The organism is Aliivibrio sp. EL58 (genome assembly GCF_900312675.1).
Taxonomy (GTDB): domain Bacteria; phylum Pseudomonadota; class Gammaproteobacteria; order Enterobacterales; family Vibrionaceae; genus Aliivibrio.
The window spans coordinates 207,303-230,835 of sequence record NZ_OMPC01000008.1 but is presented as its reverse complement, the minus strand read 5'-3'; the positions used below and the strand labels follow the sequence as shown (position 1 = coordinate 230,835).

General features: G+C 39.6%; 20 protein-coding genes. 10 read left to right on the top strand and 10 right to left on the bottom strand.

Features of this window, described 5'->3' with window-relative positions; genetic code table 11:
- The first annotated feature begins 84 nt into the window (after window positions 1–84).
- Window positions 85–1,917 (top strand): glutamine--fructose-6-phosphate transaminase (isomerizing), encoded by a 1,833-nt coding sequence (gene glmS, locus ED622_RS10460; protein ID WP_122033807.1) that lies wholly within the window; start codon window positions 85–87, stop codon window positions 1,915–1,917.
- A 166-nt stretch (window positions 1,918–2,083) separates the two neighbouring features.
- Window positions 2,084–3,271, top strand: coding sequence for a BamA/TamA family outer membrane protein (locus ED622_RS10455; protein WP_122033806.1), 1,188 nt, complete (start codon window positions 2,084–2,086; stop codon window positions 3,269–3,271).
- 117 nt (window positions 3,272–3,388) lie between these two features.
- Here the strand turns inward: ED622_RS10455 and ED622_RS10450 are convergent, their stop codons facing one another.
- Together ED622_RS10450 and ED622_RS10445 are read right to left on the bottom strand one after the other, a co-directional pair.
- Window positions 3,389–4,615 carry an NAD(P)/FAD-dependent oxidoreductase gene (locus ED622_RS10450; protein WP_122033805.1) on the bottom strand — a complete coding sequence of 409 codons (1,227 nt, stop codon included), beginning with the start codon at window positions 4,613–4,615 and terminating at the stop codon, window positions 3,389–3,391.
- Between the two features lie 200 nt (window positions 4,616–4,815).
- On the bottom strand, window positions 4,816–5,802 hold the full coding sequence (locus ED622_RS10445) for a sensor domain-containing diguanylate cyclase (RefSeq protein WP_254052623.1): 987 nt from the start codon (window positions 5,800–5,802) through the stop codon (window positions 4,816–4,818).
- 269 nt (window positions 5,803–6,071) lie between these two features.
- On the opposite strand from ED622_RS10445, the gene ED622_RS10440 reads away from it, so the two are divergent.
- The 4 genes from ED622_RS10440 (at window position 6,072) to arsJ (ending at window position 9,218) form a co-directional block, all read left to right on the top strand.
- Window positions 6,072–6,401: a metalloregulator ArsR/SmtB family transcription factor gene (locus ED622_RS10440; RefSeq protein ID WP_122033803.1), complete on the top strand. Its 330-nt coding sequence runs from the start codon at window positions 6,072–6,074 to the stop codon at window positions 6,399–6,401.
- Between the two features lie 16 nt (window positions 6,402–6,417).
- On the top strand, window positions 6,418–7,419 hold the full coding sequence (locus tag ED622_RS10435; RefSeq protein WP_122033802.1) for an ArsJ-associated glyceraldehyde-3-phosphate dehydrogenase: 1,002 nt from the start codon (window positions 6,418–6,420) through the stop codon (window positions 7,417–7,419).
- Between the two features lie 30 nt (window positions 7,420–7,449).
- Window positions 7,450–7,947 carry a dual specificity protein phosphatase family protein gene (locus tag ED622_RS10430; protein WP_122033801.1) on the top strand — a complete coding sequence of 166 codons (498 nt, stop codon included), beginning with the start codon at window positions 7,450–7,452 and terminating at the stop codon, window positions 7,945–7,947.
- Between the two features lie 68 nt (window positions 7,948–8,015).
- On the top strand, window positions 8,016–9,218 hold the full coding sequence (gene arsJ / locus ED622_RS10425; RefSeq protein WP_122033800.1) for an organoarsenical effux MFS transporter ArsJ: 1,203 nt from the start codon (window positions 8,016–8,018) through the stop codon (window positions 9,216–9,218).
- 21 nt (window positions 9,219–9,239) lie between these two features.
- Here the strand turns inward: arsJ and ED622_RS10420 are convergent, their stop codons facing one another.
- The 5 genes from ED622_RS10420 to ED622_RS10400 all read right to left on the bottom strand — a co-directional run bounded on the left by ED622_RS10420 (window position 9,240) and on the right by ED622_RS10400 (window position 16,419).
- On the bottom strand, window positions 9,240–9,770 hold the full coding sequence (locus ED622_RS10420; protein ID WP_122033799.1) for an MltR family transcriptional regulator: 531 nt from the start codon (window positions 9,768–9,770) through the stop codon (window positions 9,240–9,242).
- 46 nt (window positions 9,771–9,816) lie between these two features.
- Entirely contained in the window at window positions 9,817–10,965 is a 1,149-nt protein-coding gene (locus tag ED622_RS10415) for a mannitol-1-phosphate 5-dehydrogenase (protein WP_162922504.1), read from the bottom strand.
- A gap of 78 nt (window positions 10,966–11,043) precedes the next feature.
- Window positions 11,044–12,996 carry a PTS mannitol transporter subunit IICBA gene (locus ED622_RS10410; protein WP_045101048.1) on the bottom strand — a complete coding sequence of 651 codons (1,953 nt, stop codon included), beginning with the start codon at window positions 12,994–12,996 and terminating at the stop codon, window positions 11,044–11,046.
- Between the two features lie 664 nt (window positions 12,997–13,660).
- Window positions 13,661–14,461, bottom strand: a complete 801-nt coding sequence (gene nagB, locus ED622_RS10405; RefSeq protein WP_122033798.1) for a glucosamine-6-phosphate deaminase — start codon at window positions 14,459–14,461, stop codon at window positions 13,661–13,663.
- A 107-nt stretch (window positions 14,462–14,568) separates the two neighbouring features.
- A complete protein-coding gene (locus ED622_RS10400; protein ID WP_122033797.1) occupies window positions 14,569–16,419 on the bottom strand; it encodes a protein-disulfide reductase DsbD in 1,851 nt (616 codons plus the stop codon).
- Between the two features lie 228 nt (window positions 16,420–16,647).
- On the opposite strand from ED622_RS10400, the gene ED622_RS10395 reads away from it, so the two are divergent.
- Window positions 16,648–17,073: a universal stress protein gene (locus tag ED622_RS10395; protein WP_122033796.1), complete on the top strand. Its 426-nt coding sequence runs from the start codon at window positions 16,648–16,650 to the stop codon at window positions 17,071–17,073.
- A 68-nt stretch (window positions 17,074–17,141) separates the two neighbouring features.
- Here the strand turns inward: ED622_RS10395 and ED622_RS10390 are convergent, their stop codons facing one another.
- Complete coding sequence (locus ED622_RS10390) at window positions 17,142–18,443, bottom strand: anaerobic C4-dicarboxylate transporter (RefSeq protein WP_060992689.1); 1,302 nt, start codon at window positions 18,441–18,443, stop codon at window positions 17,142–17,144.
- Between the two features lie 167 nt (window positions 18,444–18,610).
- Entirely contained in the window at window positions 18,611–20,059 is a 1,449-nt protein-coding gene (gene aspA, locus ED622_RS10385) for an aspartate ammonia-lyase (protein WP_060992688.1), read from the bottom strand.
- A gap of 433 nt (window positions 20,060–20,492) precedes the next feature.
- Between aspA and ED622_RS10380 the strand changes: the two genes are divergently transcribed.
- Complete coding sequence (locus ED622_RS10380) at window positions 20,493–21,026, top strand: FxsA family protein (protein ID WP_122033795.1); 534 nt, start codon at window positions 20,493–20,495, stop codon at window positions 21,024–21,026.
- A gap of 99 nt (window positions 21,027–21,125) precedes the next feature.
- Here ED622_RS10380 and ED622_RS10375 read toward each other — a convergent pair whose 3' ends face one another.
- The gene (locus ED622_RS10375; RefSeq protein ID WP_254052622.1) at window positions 21,126–22,256 is read right to left on the bottom strand and encodes a murein hydrolase activator EnvC; all 1,131 of its coding nucleotides are present in this window, start codon (window positions 22,254–22,256) and stop codon (window positions 21,126–21,128) included.
- Window positions 22,257–22,493: 237 nt separating this feature from the next.
- Between ED622_RS10375 and ED622_RS10370 the strand changes: the two genes are divergently transcribed.
- Together ED622_RS10370 and secB are read left to right on the top strand one after the other, a co-directional pair.
- Complete coding sequence (locus ED622_RS10370; protein ID WP_122033794.1) at window positions 22,494–22,931, top strand: rhodanese-like domain-containing protein; 438 nt, start codon at window positions 22,494–22,496, stop codon at window positions 22,929–22,931.
- 130 nt (window positions 22,932–23,061) lie between these two features.
- A complete protein-coding gene (gene secB, locus ED622_RS10365; protein ID WP_065592917.1) occupies window positions 23,062–23,532 on the top strand; it encodes a protein-export chaperone SecB in 471 nt (156 codons plus the stop codon).
- The last annotated feature ends 1 nt before the right edge of the window (window position 23,533 follow it).

The following is a 23,533-nucleotide window of genomic DNA, read 5'->3' as shown; positions in this document are numbered from 1 at the left end:
GATCAGCGGTTATTTATAACTTAAGAAGCAATAAGAGGCTTCTTAAAACCTAGAATTTAAAATTAGAATAGTTGGAGTATTGCCATGTGTGGGATCGTAGGTGCAGTTGCACAAAGAGATGTAGCTGAAATTTTAGTTGAAGGATTACGTCGTTTAGAATATCGCGGCTACGATTCTGCAGGGGTTGCGGTTGTTGATGCAGACAGTAACTACACTCGTTTACGTCGTTTGGGTAAAGTAAAAGAACTGGCGAATGCAGTAGAAGAATCTCATGTCGTTGGCGGTACAGGCATCGCTCATACCCGTTGGGCAACTCATGGTGAGCCTTCTGAAATTAATGCGCACCCTCATGTCTCTGGTGATATTACGATTGTTCATAATGGCATTATTGAAAACCATGAAACATTGCGTTCTTTATTGCAAGAGCGTGGTTATGTTTTTGAATCTCAAACCGATACTGAAGTGATTGCTCATTTAGTTGAATGGGAGCTACGTACTTCAGATTCATTAATTGAAGCAGTACAAAAAACAGCAAAACAATTAGATGGTGCTTACGGTACTGTGGTTATGGATCGTCGTGATCCAGAACGTCTTGTTGTTGCTCGTTCTGGTAGCCCAATTGTGATTGGCCGTGGTGTTGGTGAAAACTTCTTGGCTTCTGATCAACTTGCCTTACTTAATGTGACTCGTCGCTTTATGTATCTTGAAGAAGGTGATGTTGCAGAGATCACTCGTCGTGATGTGGTGGTTTTCGATGCCCGCGGTGAACGAGTAGAGCGTGAAATAACAGAATCAAATGCTGAGCACGATGCGGGTGATAAAGGGCAATATCGTCACTTTATGCAAAAAGAAGTATTTGAGCAGCCAAAAGCGTTAATTAATACCATGGAAGGCCGCATTACCAATGACTCTGTTGTGACTGAAAGTATTGGTGTTAACGCGGTTGAGATACTAAATAAAGTAGAACATGTACAAATTATTGCTTGTGGTACCTCTTACAATGCAGGCATGACGGCTCGTTATTGGTTTGAATCATTGGCGGGCGTGAGTTGTGATGTCGAAATCGCCTCTGAATTCCGTTACCGTAAATTTGTGACGCGTCCAAATAGCTTATTGATCACTTTATCTCAATCAGGTGAAACGGCAGATACCTTAGCAGCACTTCGTTTAGCCAAAGAGCGTGGCTACATGGGCGCAATGACAGTATGTAACGTGGCAGGCTCATCTCTGGTTCGTGAATCTGATTTTGCTTTCATGACACGTGCAGGAACTGAGATTGGCGTTGCATCAACGAAAGCCTTTACCACACAACTTGCCGCGTTATTGATGTTAGTTACGGCATTAGGTAAACAGCAAAACCGTATCTCAAAAGAAAAAGAAAAAGAGATCGTAGAAGCCTTGCATGCATTGCCTGCTCAAATCGAACAAGCGTTATCGTTTGATAAAGAGATTGAAGCGTTAGCCCCAGATTTTGCAGACAAACAACACACGCTATTTTTAGGGCGTGGTGAGTTTTATCCAATTGCCGTTGAAGCCTCTCTGAAACTTAAAGAAATCTCTTATATTCATGCTGAAGCTTATGCCGCCGGTGAATTAAAACATGGCCCATTAGCATTAATTGATGCTGACATGCCAGTGGTTGTGGTTGCACCAACCAATGATTTATTAGAGAAACTAAAATCAAACGTAGAAGAAGTGCGTGCTCGTGGTGGTTTACTTTATGTATTTGCTGATGAACAAGCAGGTTTTGAAGCGGATGAGAACATGAAGATCATCAAGATGCCTCACGTAAGTGAAGTAACAGCACCTATCTACTACACAGTACCGATGCAGTTACTTTCGTACCATGTTGCCTTAATTAAAGGGACGGATGTCGATCAACCTCGTAACCTAGCGAAAGCGGTAACGGTAGAGTAATTTTGTTAAGTCGACCCCACTAACGGGTAAATACAAAAATATAATTCGAATGGCGATATCCAATGATGGGTATCGCCATTTTTTATTTAATATTTTGTTTTTGAATGACTTTTAGCCATACTTACCGTATTACCTATGCTCAGCTTCTTAAATATGGATGTTTATGATGCGTTTTATCTCATGGAAACACTGCACACTTATTAGTTTTCTGACTTCCTTTTCTTCTCTCGCGGTTGAGTTTACTGATCCCATTGATGGGAATCTCGATATGGGGGAGTATCTTGCTGAAAATGCGTATGGTTTTCTGCCGGTACCTATTTTAATTACGGAACCAGCCCTTGGTTATGGTTTTGGTTTTGCTGGTGTGTTTTTACATGAGTCCGATGCTCAAAGAGAAAAACGTAAGCAGTTAGCTGCAACATCATTAGACGGTGGCGCTCAGTTATTAACTCCTGCGATTACCATTGCTGGTGGCTTTGCAACAGAGAATGGTACATGGATGGGGTTTATAGGGCACAGAAGAACGTGGAATAAAGATTCTATCCGTTATACGGGAGGGTTAGCTTATGGCGATATGAATATGACGTTTTATCGCCAAGATAATAAATCCGGGGCACTTAGCCCTATTGCTGAAAATAGTGGTGTGGAGTTTGGAATGAATGGCGGCGGTGGAATGCAGCAGCTTCAGTTTCGAGTTGAGGATACGCCGTTGTTTATTGGGGTCGTGCAGAAATATTTTCAGCCAGAGTTAAGTATTAATAGTCACCCAAAAGCCGATGAAATTTTAAATCGATTAGGGAATACAACGCCAACAGCATCAGGTGTTGGTTTTTTGATGGAATATGATAGTAAGAATAATTTTTTAAATCCAACAGAAGGGCTTAACTACACGGTTGAATATCTTTGGTTTCGGGATGATATTGGCAGTGACTACGACTTTGATACTTTTAATGTGAAAGGTCATCATTATTGGACGTTAAGCCCACAATGGTCTTTAGCATTTAGAGGCTACTATAAATCGTTGTTCACTGATGAAACCGTGTTACCTCCTCCTGCCTATCCTGATATTGAACTCCGTGGTATCGCAAGAAATAGATATCAAGGTGAGCAGACGCTATCGCTTGAAGGACAAGTTAATTATCAATGGACAACGCGTTGGTCAAGCAATCTATTTGCTGGATTGGGCTACGCATCCTCACACCATAATTCATTACTTAAAGAAGATGAACAATACGCTTACGGTGTCGGATTTCGCTATTTAATTGCTCGTCGCTATGGCATGAAAACAGGTATTGATTTAGCGTTTAGCGAAGAAGATACCGCGCTTTATTTCCAGGTTGGGATGGGAATATAGTGTTCATTATTTTAGCTAAATAGTGAAAGTAATAAGATTATAATCATAAAATGGCAGTCTATAATTGACTGCCATTTTATTTGTATCACTTTTTATCAGAAGTCGAATCGATATAACTTAAATACCAGCAGGTTTAAAGAAAGCCTTTAATCGCTTAGTTATCATTAATCGTGAAACGGTAAACATACCCGTTACTGTTCTCTGGTGTAGGCGGAAAATAGTATCGTATAAACGACGAATCAATCGACCTTGTAATACTAATTTCCCTTCTAAACGCGTACCTGGAGCAAAGGTACCAACGGCAAAGTGATGACCTACAGCAACCACCATACCACCGTCTTGGAAGGTAAAATCAGTTAACTCTTTACCACGTAAATAACGACCTAAGCTTTTTGCTAAGTGAACAGCTGCACGGTTAGCCGCCTGCGCTTTTGGTGGTACAAAAGAACCATCAGATTGTGGAATAGCAGCACAATCGCCAATAGCAAAGATGCGAGGATCTTCTGTTGAGCTCAGATTTTGGTTTACGTTAATTTGGTTCATATGGTTGTAGCTTAAGTTCCCAATCCCATTTAGCCAATCAGGTGCTTTTACACCAGCGGCCCAGAATTGAATATTGGCACCCAAGAATTTATCAGTATTGGTTCTCATTCCATTAGTCGTTACTTCACTAATACGAGTTTCAAGTAATACATTAACACCGCTTTTCTCTAGTTCTTTTAATACTTTGTCAGACATTTTTTGTGGACTATTTGGTAGAACTCGATGCGCTGCTTCAATCAAATTAATATTTAAAGATGAGGCGTTATAACGTTTTAGTTTTTTACTTACTCGAGCTAATTCTGCTGACAGCTCTACGCCTGTTGCACCTGCACCAACTATATTAATAGTGCTGTTTTTACCTTCACGTAATATTTGACTAATTTGGTTCCACGCCTGGCGAGCTTGTCCTGCTGAATCTAAAAATAAACAGTTATCTTGAGCGCCTAAGGTATTAAAATCATTACTGATTGCACCAATAGCAACCACAAGATAATCATAACTTAGGCCTGATTTTGTACCATCAGGGCGACGAACGAAGAGGGTTTGATTTTCACGATCGATATCTGTCATTGCCCCTTGGTAATGTTGATAGCCATGGTGAGCACCGTGAGTAAAATAACAGACCGAATCTAAATCACTATCGAACGTACCAGCAGCAATTTCATGCAATCGAGGTTTCCAGTAGTGATGCGTTTCTGGTTCAACTAAAATGATTTCATCTTGTTTACGGGTTGATTTAGTTAATAGGGTTGATAATTCTAGGCCAGCAGCGCCACCACCAACCACAATGATTCGGGACATAATTTTTACTCACATAATATAAACTTTGAAATCAATTCAAAGCGTTGGCAAAGGCCGGAATGTATTATTTAACAGAGTATTTAAATAGTGCACTCTGCTTGGATGTGAGCATTATATTTATTTCTTAAACCGTGATAATAGCCATAAAAAGAAAATCACTTTTACTAATACGTAATAGTTGGCAGTTTGTTTGAATTACATTATTCGATGGTGTTTTTTTTCTGCTCTTTTTCTTTATACATAGAGGCATCAGCATTCATGAACATGTCTTTTAGTGAGGTTGTTGAGTTATGGGATTCAAGGTGCAGGCCAATACTGATGCTACTGATATGTAAACCTGGCTGGTGTTGTGTTTTCTTTTGGTAACGTTGACGAATGCGTAATGAAAGGGCATTTAATTCAGTTTCTTGTTCTTTATTTAATAACGTTAAGACAATAAATTCATCGCCACCCGTACGAGCGATAAGATCTGACTCTCTGACTTCGCTTTTTAGAATATCTGCCAAGACTTGAATGCATTGATCTCCAGTTGAGTGACCAAAATTATCATTTACTTGTTTTAGGTTATCAATATCAAGATAAAGAATACCAATAGTTTTTTGGTATCGTTTTGCATCTTTTCGTTTTTGCTTACCTAAAACGTCTAAACCGCGACGATTAAGTAGATCTGTCATTGAATCGGTCAGGGCCATTTGTTTATGTTGTTGAGCTTCGTATGCCATTTTTAAGTCAGCAGTGATGAGCTTTGAAAGGTGAAATAATAGTTTAATTAATGCATTTTTATAATTGGTATGTTTTGTATCTATCGCACAAACAGTTCCATAAATAGAACCATCAGGGTGAAAGACGGGAACTCCACAATATGATCTTACAGGGCCATTCTCAACCGCGGGTGCATTTATCCAATATTCACTCTCTAATGCATTCGGAACGTATAGCTCTTTACCTGTTTCAACAATCGTACGACAAAAACTTTTACTGTCACTAGACCATTGAGAGCCTTGATGAAGAAAGTTTGTGTCATTATTACTGCTTACAAGAGTATGAAAAGAACGGCCTGTAAATTCGATAATAGCACCACAATCAGCATCAAAAATATCAACAATTAAATCTGCAAGTTCTTGCCATTTTGATAGGTCAATAATGTTATCTTGTGAATCAAAACGAGAAGTCAAAAATGCTGTCATACGCACATCCATGTAAAGCGATTATTATTTGAACTTTATATAGTTATAAAACTATCACTATTTAATATTAATTTCTTTGAATTAACTTTAAAACCACACTATTTATCTTTTAGTTTAGGAAAGTGATTGCTGAAGCGCTATTTTTTGTTTTATTTTTCTTATATGAATCTTATATGAATCTTTTATGGCACTTAGTTTTCCATCCTTGATCTTTCCCATTTTTTATCTATTATATATGGAAATGCATATATCCATATTTAAGGCTTTTTATGTTACCTCATCAATTTTTCAAACTGCTGTCTGATGAAACGCGCATGCGCTGTCTGTTACTTATCGCTCGTGAAAGTCGTTTATGCGTAAATCAACTGACAGAAGCATTAGATGAAAGCCAACCGAAGATCTCACGCCATTTAGCTTTGCTACGTCAATCAGGTGTATTGGTTGATACGCGTGAAGGTCAGTGGGTGTATTACCAAATCAGCACCGAATTACCAGGCTGGTTAAACAAAATTATAGAGGGTTTGAAGCAATCGAATTGTTTGCAAGCTCAATACAAAAAAGACACTGATAAATTAAACGCAATGAAAGTGTGTTGCTAAATTAAGGATTAAGACGATGACAATTAAAGTAGGTATTAACGGTTTTGGCCGCATTGGACGCTTAGCATTAAGAGCGGCATTTGATTGGCCTGAACTGGAGTTTGTACAAATCAATGATGTGGCAGGAGATACCCATACATTGGCGCATTTACTTGAGTTTGATTCAATTCAAGGGCGTTGGAGCCATGAAGTGACTACCGATGGAAGTATTATGATCATCGGTGACCAAAAGCTTAAAACCACGCAAGAAAAAGACATCGACGCGGTTGATTGGTCTGGTTGTGATGTTGTGATTGAAGCGACGGGCGTGCACCGTAAGCGCGTATTTTTAGATAAATACTTAGCACAAGGTGTTAAGCGAGTAGTTGTCTCTGCTCCGGTCAAAGAAGAAGGCGTTGCGAATATTGTAGTTGGTGTGAACGACGATATTTTTGATCCAGCTGTTCACCAAATTGTGACTGCAGCATCTTGTACAACCAACTGTCTCGCTCCAATTGTTAAAGTTATCAATAAAGGGTTGGGTATCGAAAATGCAGCATTTACCACTATTCATGATTTGACCAATACACAAACCATTTTAGATGCTCCCCATAAAGACCTTCGCCGTGCACGTGCGTGTGGCATGAGTTTGATCCCAACAACAACAGGCTCTGCCAAAGCGATTGTAGAAATTTTCCCTGAGCTAAAAGATAAAATTGATGGTCATGCGGTACGCGTTCCTTTAGCTAATGCATCACTGACTGACATTATCTTTGAAGTAAAAAGAGACACCACGGTTGAAGAAGTAAATCAGTTATTAAAGGATGCAGCACAAGGTGATCTAAACGGTATTTTAGGATACGAAGAGCGTCCACTTGTATCGATTGATTACAAAGGCGACCAGCGCTCAACGATTGTTGATGCGCTATCTACTATGCTTGTGGGTAAGCGCATGGTGAAGATTTACGCTTGGTATGACAACGAAATGGGCTATGCAACTCGTACTGCTGAGTTGGCTCGTAACGTTGGTTTAGCTTAATATTAATGGCATTGTTTTAAGGAATCTAAAATGACACATCCTATTTGGGAACTACCAGTTACTGGCACTAATGGCGCATTAATTTTGACTCCGTGTCCGGGAACAAAAGGGGTTGAGTTAACGGCCTCATTAGAGCAATTAAAAGCACAAGGTGTTGAAGCGGTAGCAACGGCATTAAACCAAGATGAGTTAACAGAAAAAGGCGTAGGCTCTCTTGGTGAAGAAGTGCAACGTCTAGGCATGAAATGGTTTTATTTACCAATTGAAGACGATTGTGCACCGGGTGATGAGTTTGCAGCACAATGGAAATCAGCGACTCCTGAGCTGCAACAAGTATTAGAAAATAATGGCAAGGTAGCAATGCATTGTATGGGCGGGTCTGGTCGCACAGGCTTGCTTGCTGGGCATTTATTGTTGGACTTAGGTTGGGATCTGGATGTGATTAAGCAGCAGGTTCAAGTATTACGTCCAGGCGCCTTCACGAAGCCAGTACAAATTGAATATATTGATGCGCTTGCTAGCAAATAATCAATTTTAGATAAGGCCTCAGAAAGTGATTATCTTCTGGGGCTTTTTTATTTGAACGGATGAATTTTATGTTTTCTCAATTAAGTCATAGTGTACGACAGTACATGATAGTGACGTTCAATTACTGGAACTTCACTATTACCGATGGCGCATTACGCATGTTAGTGGTGCTCTATTTTCATGATTTAGGTTACAGCACCTTAGCAATTGCTTCGCTCTTTTTGTTTTATGAATTTTTTGGTGTGGTGACTAACTTAATTGGTGGTTGGCTTGGTGCACGTTTGGGGTTAAATAAAACCATGAACGTCGGTTTAGGGATGCAGGTATTTGCATTATTGATGCTTGCTGTGCCTACTGTGTGGCTCACTATCCCTTGGGTAATGGCGGCTCAAGCTCTTTCTGGTATCGCAAAAGATCTCAATAAAATGAGTGCTAAAAGTGCGATAAAAACATTAGTGCCAAGCGATCAAGAAGGAGCTCTCTACAAGTGGATTGCTATCTTAACGGGATCTAAAAATGCACTAAAAGGAGCGGGTTTCTTCTTAGGAGGGGTTCTACTTTCTACCATAGGATTTAAAGCGGCAGTTATCGCCATGGCGGTGGTTCTTTTTGTGGTATTGATTGGTAGTTTAGCTTTTCTTGATGGAGATATGGGTAAAGCCAAATCTAAGCCTAAATTTACACAGCTGTTTTCTAAATCGAGTGAGATCAACATTCTTTCCGCTGCGCGCTTATTTTTATTTGGTGCGAGAGATGTTTGGTTTGTGATCGCATTACCGATTTACTTAGGCACAACCTTTGGCTGGGACCATTCGTGGGTTGGTGGGTTTCTCGCTCTGTGGGTGATTGGTTATGGATTTGTACAAGGCTTCGCACCAAAAATAACAGGTAAAGCAGAAGGTAAAGTACCGGATGGCCGCGCTGCAATGTGGTGGGCTGGCTTATTAACTCTGGTTACTGGGCTTATTGCCTATGGTGTGCAAATAGGGTGGCAAGCTCAATATGTTATCGTCATTGGATTATTAATCTTTGGTGCTGTGTTTGCGATTAACTCATCGCTACATTCTTATTTAATTGTCAGCTATGCCAAAGGTGATGGGGTGTCGATGGATGTTGGTTTTTATTATATGGCAAATGCGATGGGACGCTTAATTGGGACTATTTTATCGGGATTGGTATTTCAGATAGCAGGGCTAGCTGCCTGTTTATGGGTGTCGTTTGGGTTCTTGCTATTGGCTACGGTGATATCGATTAAGTTGCCTAAGAGATAAATTTTTGCAAAAAGAAAGCCGTTAAAATGGACTTTCTTTTTGTAATTCAGAACAAATATCTACAATAGCAAGTGAGAGTCCTGAACGGATCATTTGCTTTTGTCTATCGACTTGCATCTGATAAAAAATCAAATCAGTATCATCATTTAGCGGTAGTATTTCTAACTGCATCATTCCCATTCTTGTAATTAAATTAAGCTTGTTTATTGGGGTGATTATTTGAGGATCTGTGAACTGTACATCTTCCATTGCTGAATTAAGGGCATTGCGTATTTTAATGATGCCTTCAATATCATGATAGGTTTTATTCGGTAGAACACCTAAGCCAAAGAGCAGCTTTAAACGCACACTTAAATCACCCAATGGGCCAGAATCTTGTAGTAAAGGACCAATTACAGATTGAACCGCAAAGTTATCTTTTTGGAAAATGCGCTGAATTAAACCGTCAATAGATTCATTTAGAATATCGACGGCAATAATAAAAAAACCACGCATTGATGGGGCGTTGTCTAATCGCTCAATAATGTAAGATTCATTAATTACTTCTGTCATAAAATAGCCATAAGAAGAGAGGCCGTCGCCTCTCTTATTTTTATTATTAGTTTAGTGCGTTGAATATTTTTTCAATTTCCATCGCTTCGATACCGTTTTCATCTAGCCCTGTGTAATGAGCTAATGTTGCTTTTAATCCTGACACTTTTAGATAATCTTGTAGTTCAACTGCTTGAGGGTCTGTTTCATTGACATATTTAAATGCAGCGGCAATACCTTTTAGTAATGTTTTGTTCTTGGTGCCATATTCTATTGTACCTAATAAGGGTTTGATTAAGCGATCATTTTCACCTAATTTACGAATTGGCTGGCGTGCAACACGATCAATCTCATCTCGTAAGTATGGATTCGCAAAGCGGCCTAGAATTTTTTCAATATAAGCAGCGTGTAATTCTTTATCAAAACCGTAGCGACGAATAAGTACTTCGCCACTTTCTTCCATTGCTGTTTTTACTTCAGCTCTAATTTCAGGATCTTGAATAGCATCACGTACAGTTTCATGGCCCTTTAACGCACCAAGATAAGCGGTGATACAGTGACCTGTATTTAAGGTGAAAAGCTTACGCTCAACAAACGCCATTAAGTTGTCTGTTTTTTCCATTCCTGCAATATTAGGTACGCCACCTTTGAATTGTTGTTCATCAACAATCCATTCACTGAAGCTTTCTACAGTCACTTCAAGTAAGTCGTCATTCGCCGCTTCTGACGGCGGAACAATACGGTCAACCGCAGAATCAACAAAACCAACTAGCTCATCACAACGGGCATGAAAAGATTCATCAAGATGAGAGTAGACTTCGTTTTTAAGGTGAGTGGTACCTCTAACCATATTTTCACAAGCAATGATATTCAGTGGTGAGCTATTGTTTGCTTCAAAACGCTTGGTTAAGCCTTTTGCGATGGTTTTCGCAATGATATTTAATACGTTAGGACCTACCGCGGTTGTTAGTAAATCGGTATGTACAATGCGGTCAATTACATCGGCACTTGCCGAATTTACAGCAGTTACGTGTGTAACTGTGTCTATTTGGCACTCAGAACCAACGACTTTCACTTTATATGATTGGTCATGAGATAGTTGATCAACTAATGGAGCATCAACGTCTGCAAATGTAACAGCGACGTTTGAATCAGAAAGAACTTTACCAATAAAACCACGACCGATATTGCCTGCGCCAAAATGTACTGCTTTCATAATAATTACCTTCAATTTGATATTAGGAGATAGATCAACCCTATAGGGGGAGAGCTGATCTATATTTCTATATGATTGTTATGCTGCTTGTTCGCCTGAAAGAATTTCTAAAATCTCACTAACGCTGTTAGTGGATGTTAGTTTTTCAATGGCACCAGGTTCATCAAGCGCATTGGTAATAGAGGTAATTACTTGTATGTGCTCGTCATTTTTAGCTGCGATACCGATAACCAATTTAGCTACATCATCTTCGTCTTCAGTGAATTGAACACCTGATGGATACTGACAGATGACGATGCCTGTTTTGATTACACGGTCTTTGGCTTCTATTGTTCCATGTGGTACGGCAATAGATTCACCAAGATAGGTTGGTACTAGTTTTTCACGATCAAACATCGCTGCTACATATTCTGGTTCTGCGTAGCCAAGAGATACAAGTTGTTCTCCGGCGTATTGAATGGCTTCTTCTTTTGTTTTGAAGGTTAGTCCAAGGTGAATATTTTTTTCTTCAATTTGAAATGGCTGTGCTTTTTGTGGTTCAAAAAACTCATCATTCGCTGCTACTGGAGAGACTTGTGGTATTTCATCATCGTTCGCGGCTTCTGGGTAAGTTGATGCCATGATACGTGCAACTAAATCGTTGTAGATATGGCTATCTAAGAAGTTAGTAAGTGAAATATGCTCTGCATTTTCTGCGTGCTTACGTGCACGGTCCGTTAAATCTTTATGAGTAATCACAATATCGACATCCGTAGGTAAGTTATTGATAGCACAGTTTGTTACGCTAATGTTTAGGCCTGCTGCTTGGACTTTTTTACGAAGAAGTCCGGCACCCATGGCACTTGAACCCATGCCGGCGTCACACGCTACGATGATTTTTTGGATATTATTTAATTTAGGTGAATTACTTTTCTCAGCAGTAATGCCAGAAGCCTTGCCTTTTGAGCCTGATTTCATATCACGCATTGCTGCAGTGGCGTCATCTAATGACGTACCGTCATCTTCATCTGATGTTGTCTGCATTTTCATTAGTAGTGCAGCTACAGTAAATGAAACTGCTGTTGCTGATAAAATTGAACAGATAACCCCGATAGCTGATGCTTTTGGTGTTAGTAATAAAATAGCAAAGATAGAACCTGGAGACGCTGGAGCAACCATACCTGCATTAAATAGAGTTAAAACAAATACTCCTGTCATGCCACCTGCAATAGCAGCAAGGATTAGACGTGGATTCATTAAAATGTATGGGAAGTAAATTTCATGGATGCCACCAAAGAAATGGATTATTGATGCACCACCAGCTGTTTGTTTTGCAGAACCTTTACCAAAGAACATGTAAGCAAGAAGAATACCTAAGCCTGGACCTGGATTCGCCTCAATTAAGAAGAAAATAGATTGACCAACATCGTTTGCTTGTTGAATACCAAGAGGAGAGAAAATACCGTGGTTAATCGCGTTATTTAGAAATAGAATTTTTGCGGGTTCAACAAAAATAGAAGTCAGCGGAAGAAGACCAGCTTCTACTAGGAAATTTACGCCCCCTGCAAGGCCGGCTGATAATACTTTAACAAAAGGACCAATAAAGTAGAAAGCAACAATCGCACATAGCATACCAATAATGCCGGCTGAGAAGTTGTTTACTAGCATTTCAAAGCCGCTTTTGATTTTACCATCGACTTTTTGATCGAACAGTTTAATCGCTAGGCCACCCATAGGACCAACCATCATTGCGCCCATGAACATTGGAATATCAGTACCGGCAATGACACCCATTGTTGTAATAGCACCAACGATAGCACCACGTTCGCCGCCAACTAATTTACCACCGGTATAACCGATTAGTAGTGGAAGTAGATATGTAATCATCGGGCCAACAAGTTTCGCTAATGCTTCGTTAGGGATCCAACCTGTTGGGATAAATAAAGCAGTGATAAAGCCCCATGCGATAAACGCACCGATATTAGGCATTACCATATTTGATAAAAAACGACCAAAATTTTGTATCTTGATCTTTGCATCTGGTGATATCATAAGTGATTCCCCGTTTGAGGTTTTATTAAATATTCTAAAATGGCTCGCCAAAGCCATTGGTTAATTTCTAAGTACAGACATAATTTACCATAGATTTTTTAATAGAACCGATAACGGGAAATTCGTGATTCTCTCCACAAAACCTCAGCAACTAATCCAAATAAAGTAGATCTCCATAACGTTATTGATATGAAACTTTACAACAAATAGTTAAAAGCAATATTGTCAATAATAATAAATCGTGCAACGTCACATTTATTGGTATCCACCTAGAGGGAAAAAGGTGATGCGAATCACTTATTTTGAATTTATATTTAAATAATAAAACCCCAACAAGATCTAGATCTCACTTTGATATTTCTTTCACGATTCGAATTAAATGGCTTCATTGTTAATACCTTAAAGTGAAACTTTATTACAAATATAATTACCCCTTAAGGGGTGAGGGGTATTAAGGTCTATCTTGGTTAATCATGGGTGTCGTTTACCAAAAGCAAAGAATTTAGGTTTTAAAAAGACTGTGAATGTTCTGAATAGAAGAAGGACGTAGGAAAATAAAAGCGGATGAATTTACTAACTAGGGGATATGAGACGATGTGGTTAATCAAATTAAAAAAAAGGAGAACATTATGTTCTCCTTTTTTTATTTAATTGAAGTCAAAAATTACACGTGAGTGATGTTTTCAGCTTCTAATTCTTTAAAGTACTTAACTGTTTTCACTTTCAGTTCTTGTTGTGATGCATCATCACAAACGATTACTGATTTAGGGTGAAGTTGAAGCGCAGAAACTGTCCATAGGTGGTTTACTGAACCTTCAACAGCAGCTTGTAGTGCAAGAGCTTTATTGTGGCCAGTAATTAGGATCATGATCTCAGCAGAATCAAGTAGAGTACCAACACCGATTGTTAACGCGTACTTAGGTACTTGGTTGATATCGCCATCGAAGAAACGAGAGTTAGCAATACGAGTATCTTCAGTCAGTGTTTTGATACGAGTACGAGATGCTAGAGAAGAAGCTGGCTCGTTGAATGCAATGTGACCGTCGTTACCAACACCGCCCATGAATAAGTTAATACGACCGTAAGACTTAATTTTGTCTTCGTAACGTTGGCATTCTTCTTCGTGGTTATCAGTGTTACCGTTTAGAAGGTTAATGTTTTCTTCTTCGATATCTACATGGTTGAAGAAGTTTTCAAACATGAAAGTACGGTAAGATTCTGGGTGGTTAGCATCAAGACCGATGTACTCATCCATGTTGAATGTTACTACGTTCTTAAAGCTTACTTCACCAGCTTTATGCAGTTCGATTAGCTTTTTGTAAGTATTAAGAGGAGTACCACCAGTTGGAAGACCAAGAACGAATGGACGATCTGCTGTTGGGTTAAACTCATTGATGCGGTTAACAATGTGCTGTGCTGACCATGCGCCTACTTGTTCTGCTTGGTTTAATGGAATAAGTCTCATCATATACCTCAAAAAATTAATGTAATAGTTTGCTTAATTGCGTTAATTCGCATTGTAAAATAAGTGTCTTCGTAATGCTAATGATTTTGGTCAATAAAGGACCTAAATTATTTAACCGAGCTCACACTTTGCTGCAAATGCTGTATAAATGGCTCTGCTTTCATAAATCCTGTTAATCGAGCATCAGATAAATAATCCCCATTTGCATTCCAAAAATCGATGGTTGGTAAACCAAGAACTTTTAGTTGCTGTAATAAGGCAATATCTTCCGAATTATTCTTGGTTACGTCAGCCTGCAGTAAAATAAATTCACCTAAAAGTGGTTCTACTTTTTCATTATGAAAGGTGTATTTTTCAAACTCTTTACACGCGACGCACCAGTCAGCATAAAAGTCGAGCATGACTGGTTTTCCTTGGGCTTTGGCTGCTTCCAACTCTCTGTTTAAGTCTTCAATCGTACTTATCTTTTTAAACGTCACTGCTTGAGTGGTGGTGTTTACTTCTGTATTGCTTTTCCCTGAAATAGCATCAATCACCGGAATTGCTGAGCCAACAATACCTAAGATCGCGATGATCCCAGCAACACTTGTTTTCCAAGATTGAGGCATGGTTGCTTTGACATGATAGAGCCAACCAAACGCAGCAACGCCAAGAGCAGACCAAATAAATGGTGTGATGCTATGAGGAAGAATACGCTCTAGTAGGAAAACAGGAACAGCCAGTAAAATAAAACCAAACAGCGTTTTTACATGTGTCATCCAAACACCGGCTTTTGGTAGCAGTTTATTACCAAATACAGCAGCTAGAATTAGTGGGATGCCCATACCAATAGCCAGAGCATAAAGGGCAACAGCACCCGTTAGTAAGTCTCCACTTTTGGCAACGTACAACAGGGCTCCAGACAGTGGTGCTGTTGTGCATGGTGAGCAGACTAAACCTGAGATTGCGCCCATTGCAAAAACGCCACCTAAGTTTCCGCCTTTTTGCTGGTTACTAATGTCATTTAATTTAGTTTGTAGGCTACTTGGCAGTTGAATGGTGTAAGCACCGAACATTGATAGGGCAAGCAGAACAAACATGATGCTCAAACCAATCAATACATAAGGATGCTGTAGTGCCGCTTGAAATTGCATACCCGCCGAAGCAACCACCAACCCAAGTAAGGTGTAAGTTAATGCCATGCCTTGCACGTAAACAAAAGAGAGCTTGAAAGCTTTGCCATGAGACAGTTTACCGCCACCTAAAACAATACCCGTTAAGATAGGGTACATAGGCAGTACACAAGGTGTGAACGCAAGTCCAATACCAAGCGCTAAGAATAAAAATGGAGTCCACCAAGCATCACCCAAGTTGTCAGCCAGTTCTTGCTGTTGAGTTTGAGAGACTACTTTTGGTTCAGGAGTCAACGATGTGTTCTTTTCTACACTAACCGGTGCGCTATCACTTTTTGCCACAACATGGGTGTTGGCCGCTTCATCTTGATATGAACTTAGCCCTGTTAGTGCGGATAGTGGAATTTTACGGATCTCAGGTGGATAACAGAATCCGGCTTTGGCACAACCTTGGTATCGCACGGTTAACTCTGCATTATCACTAACCGAGATAAGAGGAACTGTGATCGTAAGCGGTTCTGTATATATGTTTACATTACCAAAGAATTCATCGTTATGGGGCGTACCTTCTTCCATGACTAAATTCGCAATTTCAGCGCCATTCGCAGTAACTGAAATTCGTTGTTGATAAAGGTAGTAATCAGGCATTACTTGCCAATCTAAATAGACACGATCCCCTTGCTGCATGAAATTAAATGGGAAAGCTTCATTCACTGTCACAAAAGAAGAGGTTTGATCACCTTGTAATTTAGTCAGGTCAAAAGACGCGACAGCCTGAGGAGCAAAGGAGCTGAATAGAATGAAAAATGATAAAAGGGCTGCTCGAAAACGGAGTAAGTTCGTCATGTGAAAGTCTTTATAAAAATAGATATGGATATGACTATCGAAATGGTCAAGAGTTCGGCAAGTATAGTATCAATTACGTTAATGATCTGCTCATTTCTCTTCGGTACTTGGTGTAATTATTTTTTATTTGTCACGGTTTCGAGATCCCTACGACACTCTTTTGTCTGCTTAGAAACTATGCTTGTTGCGATGATTAATTAATAGAATGAGTCATAAGAGGACTGCGTGATGAAATACAAACATATCCTTGTTGCATTAGATCTTTCCAAAGAGAGTCATGTGTTGATTGATAGAGCCGTTTCAATGGCGGAGTTATTAAATGCAAAAGTTTCTTTTATTCACATTGATGGAACTCATGGTGAGATTTATCCAGATTTAATTGATATACAGGCTGATCCTGAGCGTAAGCCATTAAATGAACCATCAAATAAATGGTTGACTGATTTTCAGCAATATACCGACTTTCCGATTGAAAGCTTTTGGGTAGGGACGGGGGATCTGAGTCATAAAGTTGAAGCTGCAGTGAAAGCGCATGAGATCGATTTATTGATTTGTGGGCATCATCATGACTTTTTAAGTAAAATAATTTCGTATTCTCGACCGTTAATTCATCATACTCCAGTCGATATTTTAGTTGTCCCGATCAGCTCATAAAGAACGGGCATAAAAAATGGCAGCTAATACTAGCTGCCATTTTGGGAGGTATATATGCATTTTCTTAATTAAAGAATAATACCGCCGAATACAAAACCTAGTGCAACAGACGTTGAAATCGTTGCAACACCCGGAATAAAGAATGGGTGGTTAAATACAAGATTACCAATACGTGTTGAACCGGTGTCATCCATTTCAACCGCAGCAAGTAGCGTTGGGTAAGTAGGAAGAACGAACAGTGCGCTTACTGCAGCAAACGAAGCAACTGCCGTAATTGGAGCAACACCAATCGCAAGGGCTGCAGGCATTAGAGCGGTAGTTGTCGCGCCTTGAGAGTAAAGAAGCATTGAAGCAAAGAATAAAACAATTGCTAGCATCCACGGGTATTGTGCAAGGATCTCTGCTGAGAACTCTTTGATTTCACCAATGTGAGAAGAGACAAACGTATCACCAAGCCACGCAACACCAAGAACACACACACACGCACTCATGCCTGATTTGAATGTTGCCGCGTTAGCAATTTTAGATGCATCAATTTTAGTGAACGTCACGATAGCAGCAGCAGCGGTTAGCATTAATGCCATAATAGCTTCGTTACGACCAATGGTTGGGTGTTCAATCAGACCAACACTGCCACTGATCATGGTTGCATAAGCAACAACCGCAACGATAGCAACACAGAAGATATAAACAGATGCTTTTGCCGTAGGTAAGATTTCACGTTTACCTGCGCCGTTCATTTTAATTAGGCCTTTTGCAAGACGCTCTTGATAAACGACGTCATCTTTCAATTCACAGCCTAGGAAGTTAGCAACGAATGCACCAACCATACACGCTAGGAATGTAGATGGAATACATACTGCTAATAGCGTTAAGTAATCCACACCTAATGGCTCAAGGATACCAGAGAAGAAAACAACCGCCGCTGAGATTGGAGACGCAGTGATTGCAATTTGAGAAGCAACAACAGCGATAGAAAGTGGGCGAGAAGGGCGAACACCTTGTTCTTTAGCTACTTCTGCAATAACAGGAAGTGTAGAGAATGCAGTGTGACCTGTACCTGCTAGCATCGTCATGAAATAAGTCACGATTGGTGCGTAGAAAGTAATGCGTTTTGGATTTTTACGTAAGAATTTCTCTGCTAGGTCAACCAACCAATCCATACCACCAGCCACTTGCATAGCAGCAATGGCAGTAATTACAGACATGATGATTAAAATAACGTCGATAGGGATAGAACCTGCGTCTAGTCCTAAGATCATGGTAAGAACAAGTACGCCCGCACCACCCGCAAAACCGATACCGATACCGCCAATACGTGCACCTAAATAGATGAACAGTAGTACGACAAGAAGCTGTACAGCAATCATAGATAACTCCAGTGTTTAAATTTAAAATAATTATTCAGATTTTTATTGCACAGCTATATACAGCAAACCAATAAAAGTATGAATGATTACTTATCTTTTTATAAATAAAATATTGAGAAGATAAAAAAAGCGAGCTTCAGTGAGCTCGCTATTTGAGGTGTTACGGATTAATCGTAACGTTTTGCTTTGTATTGCGGGTGCATCAGGTTTTCTACTGAGAAGATGTCATCTAACTGTTCTTCTGTTAGAAGGCCACGTTCAAGAACTACATCACGAACGTTTTTGCCTGTTTCAGCACAAATCTTACCAACAATGTCACCTTCGTGGTGGCCAATGAATGGGTTTAGGTAAGTAACGATACCGATAGAGTTAAATACGTGAGCTTCACATACTTCTTTGTTTACAGTAATACCGTCGATACATTTGTCACGTAGGTTTACACATGCATTTTTCAAGATTTCGATAGATTCGAAAAGTGCTTGGCCAATAACAGGCTCCATTACGTTTAATTGCAGTTGACCAGCTTCAGCAGCGAAAGTCACTGTAGTATCGTTACCAATTACTTTGAAACATACTTGGTTTACAACTTCTGGAATTACTGGGTTTACTTTAGCAGGCATGATTGAAGAACCAGCTTGAAGCTCAGGTAAGTTCAATTCATTAAGGCCAGCACGAGGACCAGAAGAAAGAAGACGTAAGTCATTACAGATTTTAGACATTTTAACCGCAGTACGTTTTAGCGCACCGTGGATCATAACGTAAGCACCACAGTCAGATGTTGCTTCGATTAAGTCTTCAGCAGCAACACACTCTAGGCCTGTAACTTCAGCTAGGTGACGAACTGCCGCTTCTTGGTAACCAGTCGCAGCGTTTAAGCCAGTACCGATTGCTGTAGCGCCGATGTTTACTTCTAAAAGAAGTTGCGCTGTGTAGTTAAGGTTTTTCACTTCTTCTTGAAGTAGAACACCCCAAGCGTGGAACTCTTGACCAACAGTCATTGGAACAGCGTCTTGAAGCTGAGTACGACCCATTTTCAGAACGTTACGGAATTCTTGATCTTTAAGATCGAATGCACCTTTTAGGTATTCAATCGCTTCAATTAGTTTCATCATGCTGTTGTATACAGCAATACGGAAACCAGTTGGGTATGCACAGTTAGTTGATTGAGAACGGTTTACGTGATCATTAGGGTTAATGATATCGTATTCGCCTTTCTCTTTACCCATAAGTTCAAGAGCAACGTTAGCAATAACTTCGTTAGCATTCATGTTAACTGAAGTACCAGCACCGCCTTGGAAAACATCTGATGGGAATTGATCCATGCACTTGCCAGTTTCAAGAATTAAATCACATGCTTTGATGATGTACTCACCAACTTGTGAAGGGATAGCACCTAATTCTTTGTTAGCTAAAGCGGCTGCTTTTTTAGTGTAGATCATGCCACGAACAAACTCAGGAACATCAGAAATAGTTACATTTGAAATGTTGAAGTTTTCCATAGCGCGAAGGGTATGAATACCGTAGTAAGCCTCTGAAGGAACGTGACGTTCACCTAGCAAATCTTCTTCAATACGAGTAGCGGTATTTGTTTTTTCTAAATCAAGCATCTGAGTCATAGTAAGCCTTTAAGGTTCTATATTTTAATTATTGGATTCTGTCCAAGTGACCATATCTGCGAGTAGAATCCGTTCGTCAGAAGGTGATCAATATCGTACCTGATGCCTTGTTTTAACGTCATCATACACCTCTTTAGGGGTAAAAGTGTTAAGTTGATCACTTTTTAAGTCTAGTTTTTGCAAAATATTTCAAATTGAGATAATGCTCTCACTAGTTGTTAATATCTTTACTTTATAGGTTATATAACTGCTACTTGAGTTAATGAATTTGGTGGCTGTTTACACTCTTTTACAGAGTTCTTTCTTGAAAATTGAACAGAAGTGCCGCATCTATCATAATAGAGAGATAAAAAGTGGTTTGCGGTTAATGCCTGCTACACTAAATAAAGAAATATAAAGCGAAAGATCGTCTTAAATCCAATCGAGGTGTGTTGTGTTTCCTATTTTATTACTGATGTTTATTTTTGTTCCCATTATTGAAATTGCACTGTTTGTGCAAGTGGGGGGCATGTTGGGTATGTGGCCGACGCTTGGGTTGGTAATTATCACTGCGTTTGTTGGTGCATCATTAGTGCGAAGCCAAGGTATTCAAACGTTAATGTCAGTACAATCAAAATTACAACAAGGCGAGTTACCTGCACAACAAATCGTAGAAGGCGTTATGTTGGCGGTTGCTGGCGTGTTATTGCTTGTTCCTGGCTTTATGACAGATGCATTAGGTATGTTGGTGTTATTGCCGGCACCAAGAGCATATTTAGCAAAACAATTAATGAGTCGTGTAAAAGTGAATGGTATGGGAGCATCACAAGGTGGATTCCATGCAGGTTTCGGCGGTGGATTTGACCAAAACGGGCCTTTTAATCAAGGCAATCCATTTGATCAGGCAAACCACAATGATCAGCAAGGCGATGTATTTGAAGGTGAGTTTCAGCGTAAAGAAGACGATCCGAATAAAACCCTAAAATAATCACCGATATATAAATTGAATTAAAAAAGCCGCGCTCTCTTTCTATATGAATTGAGAACGCGGCTTTTTTACTGTCTGAACTTACTGATTAATTAAGCCCTAACGTTTTAACCAAGAACGAGGATTTTGTGCTTTGCTGTTACGGCGGATTTCAAAGTACAGGGAAGGTCTATCTTGACCGCCACTGTCACCAACGACGGCAATGGTTTCACCTGCGCGTACTTTATCGCCTTCCTTCTTCATTAAGCTTTGATTATAGCCATATAAGGTCATATCACCTTTACCGTGGTCAATCAGAACCATTAAGCCATAACCACGTAACCAATCAGCAAAAACAACTTTTCCTGAATCAACAGCTTTTACTGGTGCGCCATATTCACTCGCTAACACCATGCCTTTCCAAGTTAATTGGCCAGTTTGTTTCGTCCCAAAACTGTGTAGTGTTTTTGGGTTGCTGATAGGCCAAGGTAAGCGACCTTTTTGGCGGGCGATGCCATCCATAGGCACGTTGTTTTTTGCCTTTGCTTTTGCGATGGCAACTTTTAAGCGTTTTTCATTTTGCTGTAGTTCATTTAAATAGCCATTTTCGTTTGAAATGCGTTTTTTGATACTTGAAACGGTGCTCTTACGTTTGTTTTGCGATGTTTGAAGGGTTGCTTTCTCTTTTTTGTATTGAGCAAGTAACTCACTTTGTCGCTGCTGCTGTTTAAGAAGAGACGCTTCTTTCTCTTTTAGCTGCATGGTTGTGAATTCTAGTTGAGAAATAGCGCCGACTCTGGCTTCAGAGAGGCGTTGTGTGTATTGAGTCATGCGGTCTATTTTAGTGACATCGTCGCCACTCAATACATTGGATAATTGATTGTTACGGCTAGTAAGATAATAGTTAACCAATAAATCTTTTAATATCTCTATTTGCCCAATTTGCTGTTGAGCTAATTCAGACTGCTGTTGTTTTAGTTTTGAAATGGACAATTTTACGTCATCAAGATCTTTTTCAGCACGACGAGCTTTCTTTGAGGCGTTAGCGATTGAGAGCTCATGTTTTTTAAGACTCGATTGCAGACTAGTCAGTTCTTTTTTTTGTTTGCTTAATACTGAGTTTTGGCGTGATATTTCTTGTTTCATCCCTTTTAACTCTGCGTCGTTAGCATGAGCTGAAATCGGAAGAGTAAGTGTCAGGCACACTAACGCCGTCGTACAAATTTGACGACAAGAGAAAAGCGTATTCATAAGGGATATTTTCATCATTGCATTATTTCAGATAGAGTTGAGTCTGACTAGACTGAGTTGATGTTTGGTCTCAATTGTAAAACCAATATCACAGCATTTTCGTTGTGTCGGCCTGTTTTTTTATCCTCGCTAGTCTCGGAACAAACCCTAGGGTATACTTTCGACTTAATTTTAGAGCCCACGGTAACTGAATCGCGTGAACGCATCAGATTATCTAAAACATTAGAGATAAAGAATATGGAAACGTCAATCATCGATTTTGTAACCAACAACATGATTTTAGCTGTTGTTTGGGTTGGTATTATTGTTGCGTTAATTCAGAACGTAGTAAAGCAAAAAACATCAGGCTACCAAGAGGTTGATCCTGCACAAGCAACAACCTTAATGAATCGTGAAGACGCGATTGTTGTAGATGTTCGCTCTAAAGATGAGTTCAAATCAGGTCACATTACGGATGCACGTCACATTTTACCAAGCGATATCAAAGCGGGTAACTTATCTGGTCTTGAAAACTCAAAAACAACCCCAATTATTGTGGTATGTAAAACAGGCCAAACGGCTCAAACTGCTGCAAATGATTTGCATGCTGCAGGCTTTGAGCAAGTTAAATTACTTAAGAATGGCCTAATCTCTTGGAATGAAGCTAACCTACCGTTAGTTAAAGGTAAAAAGTAATTGCTGATTTCCTAGGCAACTGATTCATATTGATGTGATATCTGGCTCATTTTTTAGATATCACGAATGCAGAGTAATATTACATCGTTATTCTGCGTTCATACATATTTAAATAGAAAGGACTTTTCCCATGGCTGAAGCAGCACAACAAGAACAACAAAACTTTGCAATTCAACGTATCTTCCTAAAAGACGTTTCTTTTGAAGCGCCTAACTCACCAACTATGTTCCAAAAAGAGTGGAATCCAGATGTTAAACTGGATCTTGATACTCAAAGCCGTGAACTAGGCGAAGGTGTTTATGAAGTTATTCTTCGTCTAACAGTTACTGTTAAGAACGAAGAAGAAACTGCATTCTTATGTGAAGTTCAACAAGGTGGTATCTTTACTGCTGGTCAAATGGAAGAAGCTCAACTAGCACATTGCCTAGGTGCATTCTGCCCGAACATCCTTTTCCCATATGCTCGTGAAACTATTTCAAGCTTAGTGGTTAAAGGTACGTTCCCACAACTTAACCTTGCGCCAGTTAACTTTGACGCATTGTTCATGAACTACCTACAAAACCAAGCTCAAGAAAACGCAGAAGCACCAGCTCAAGCGTAAT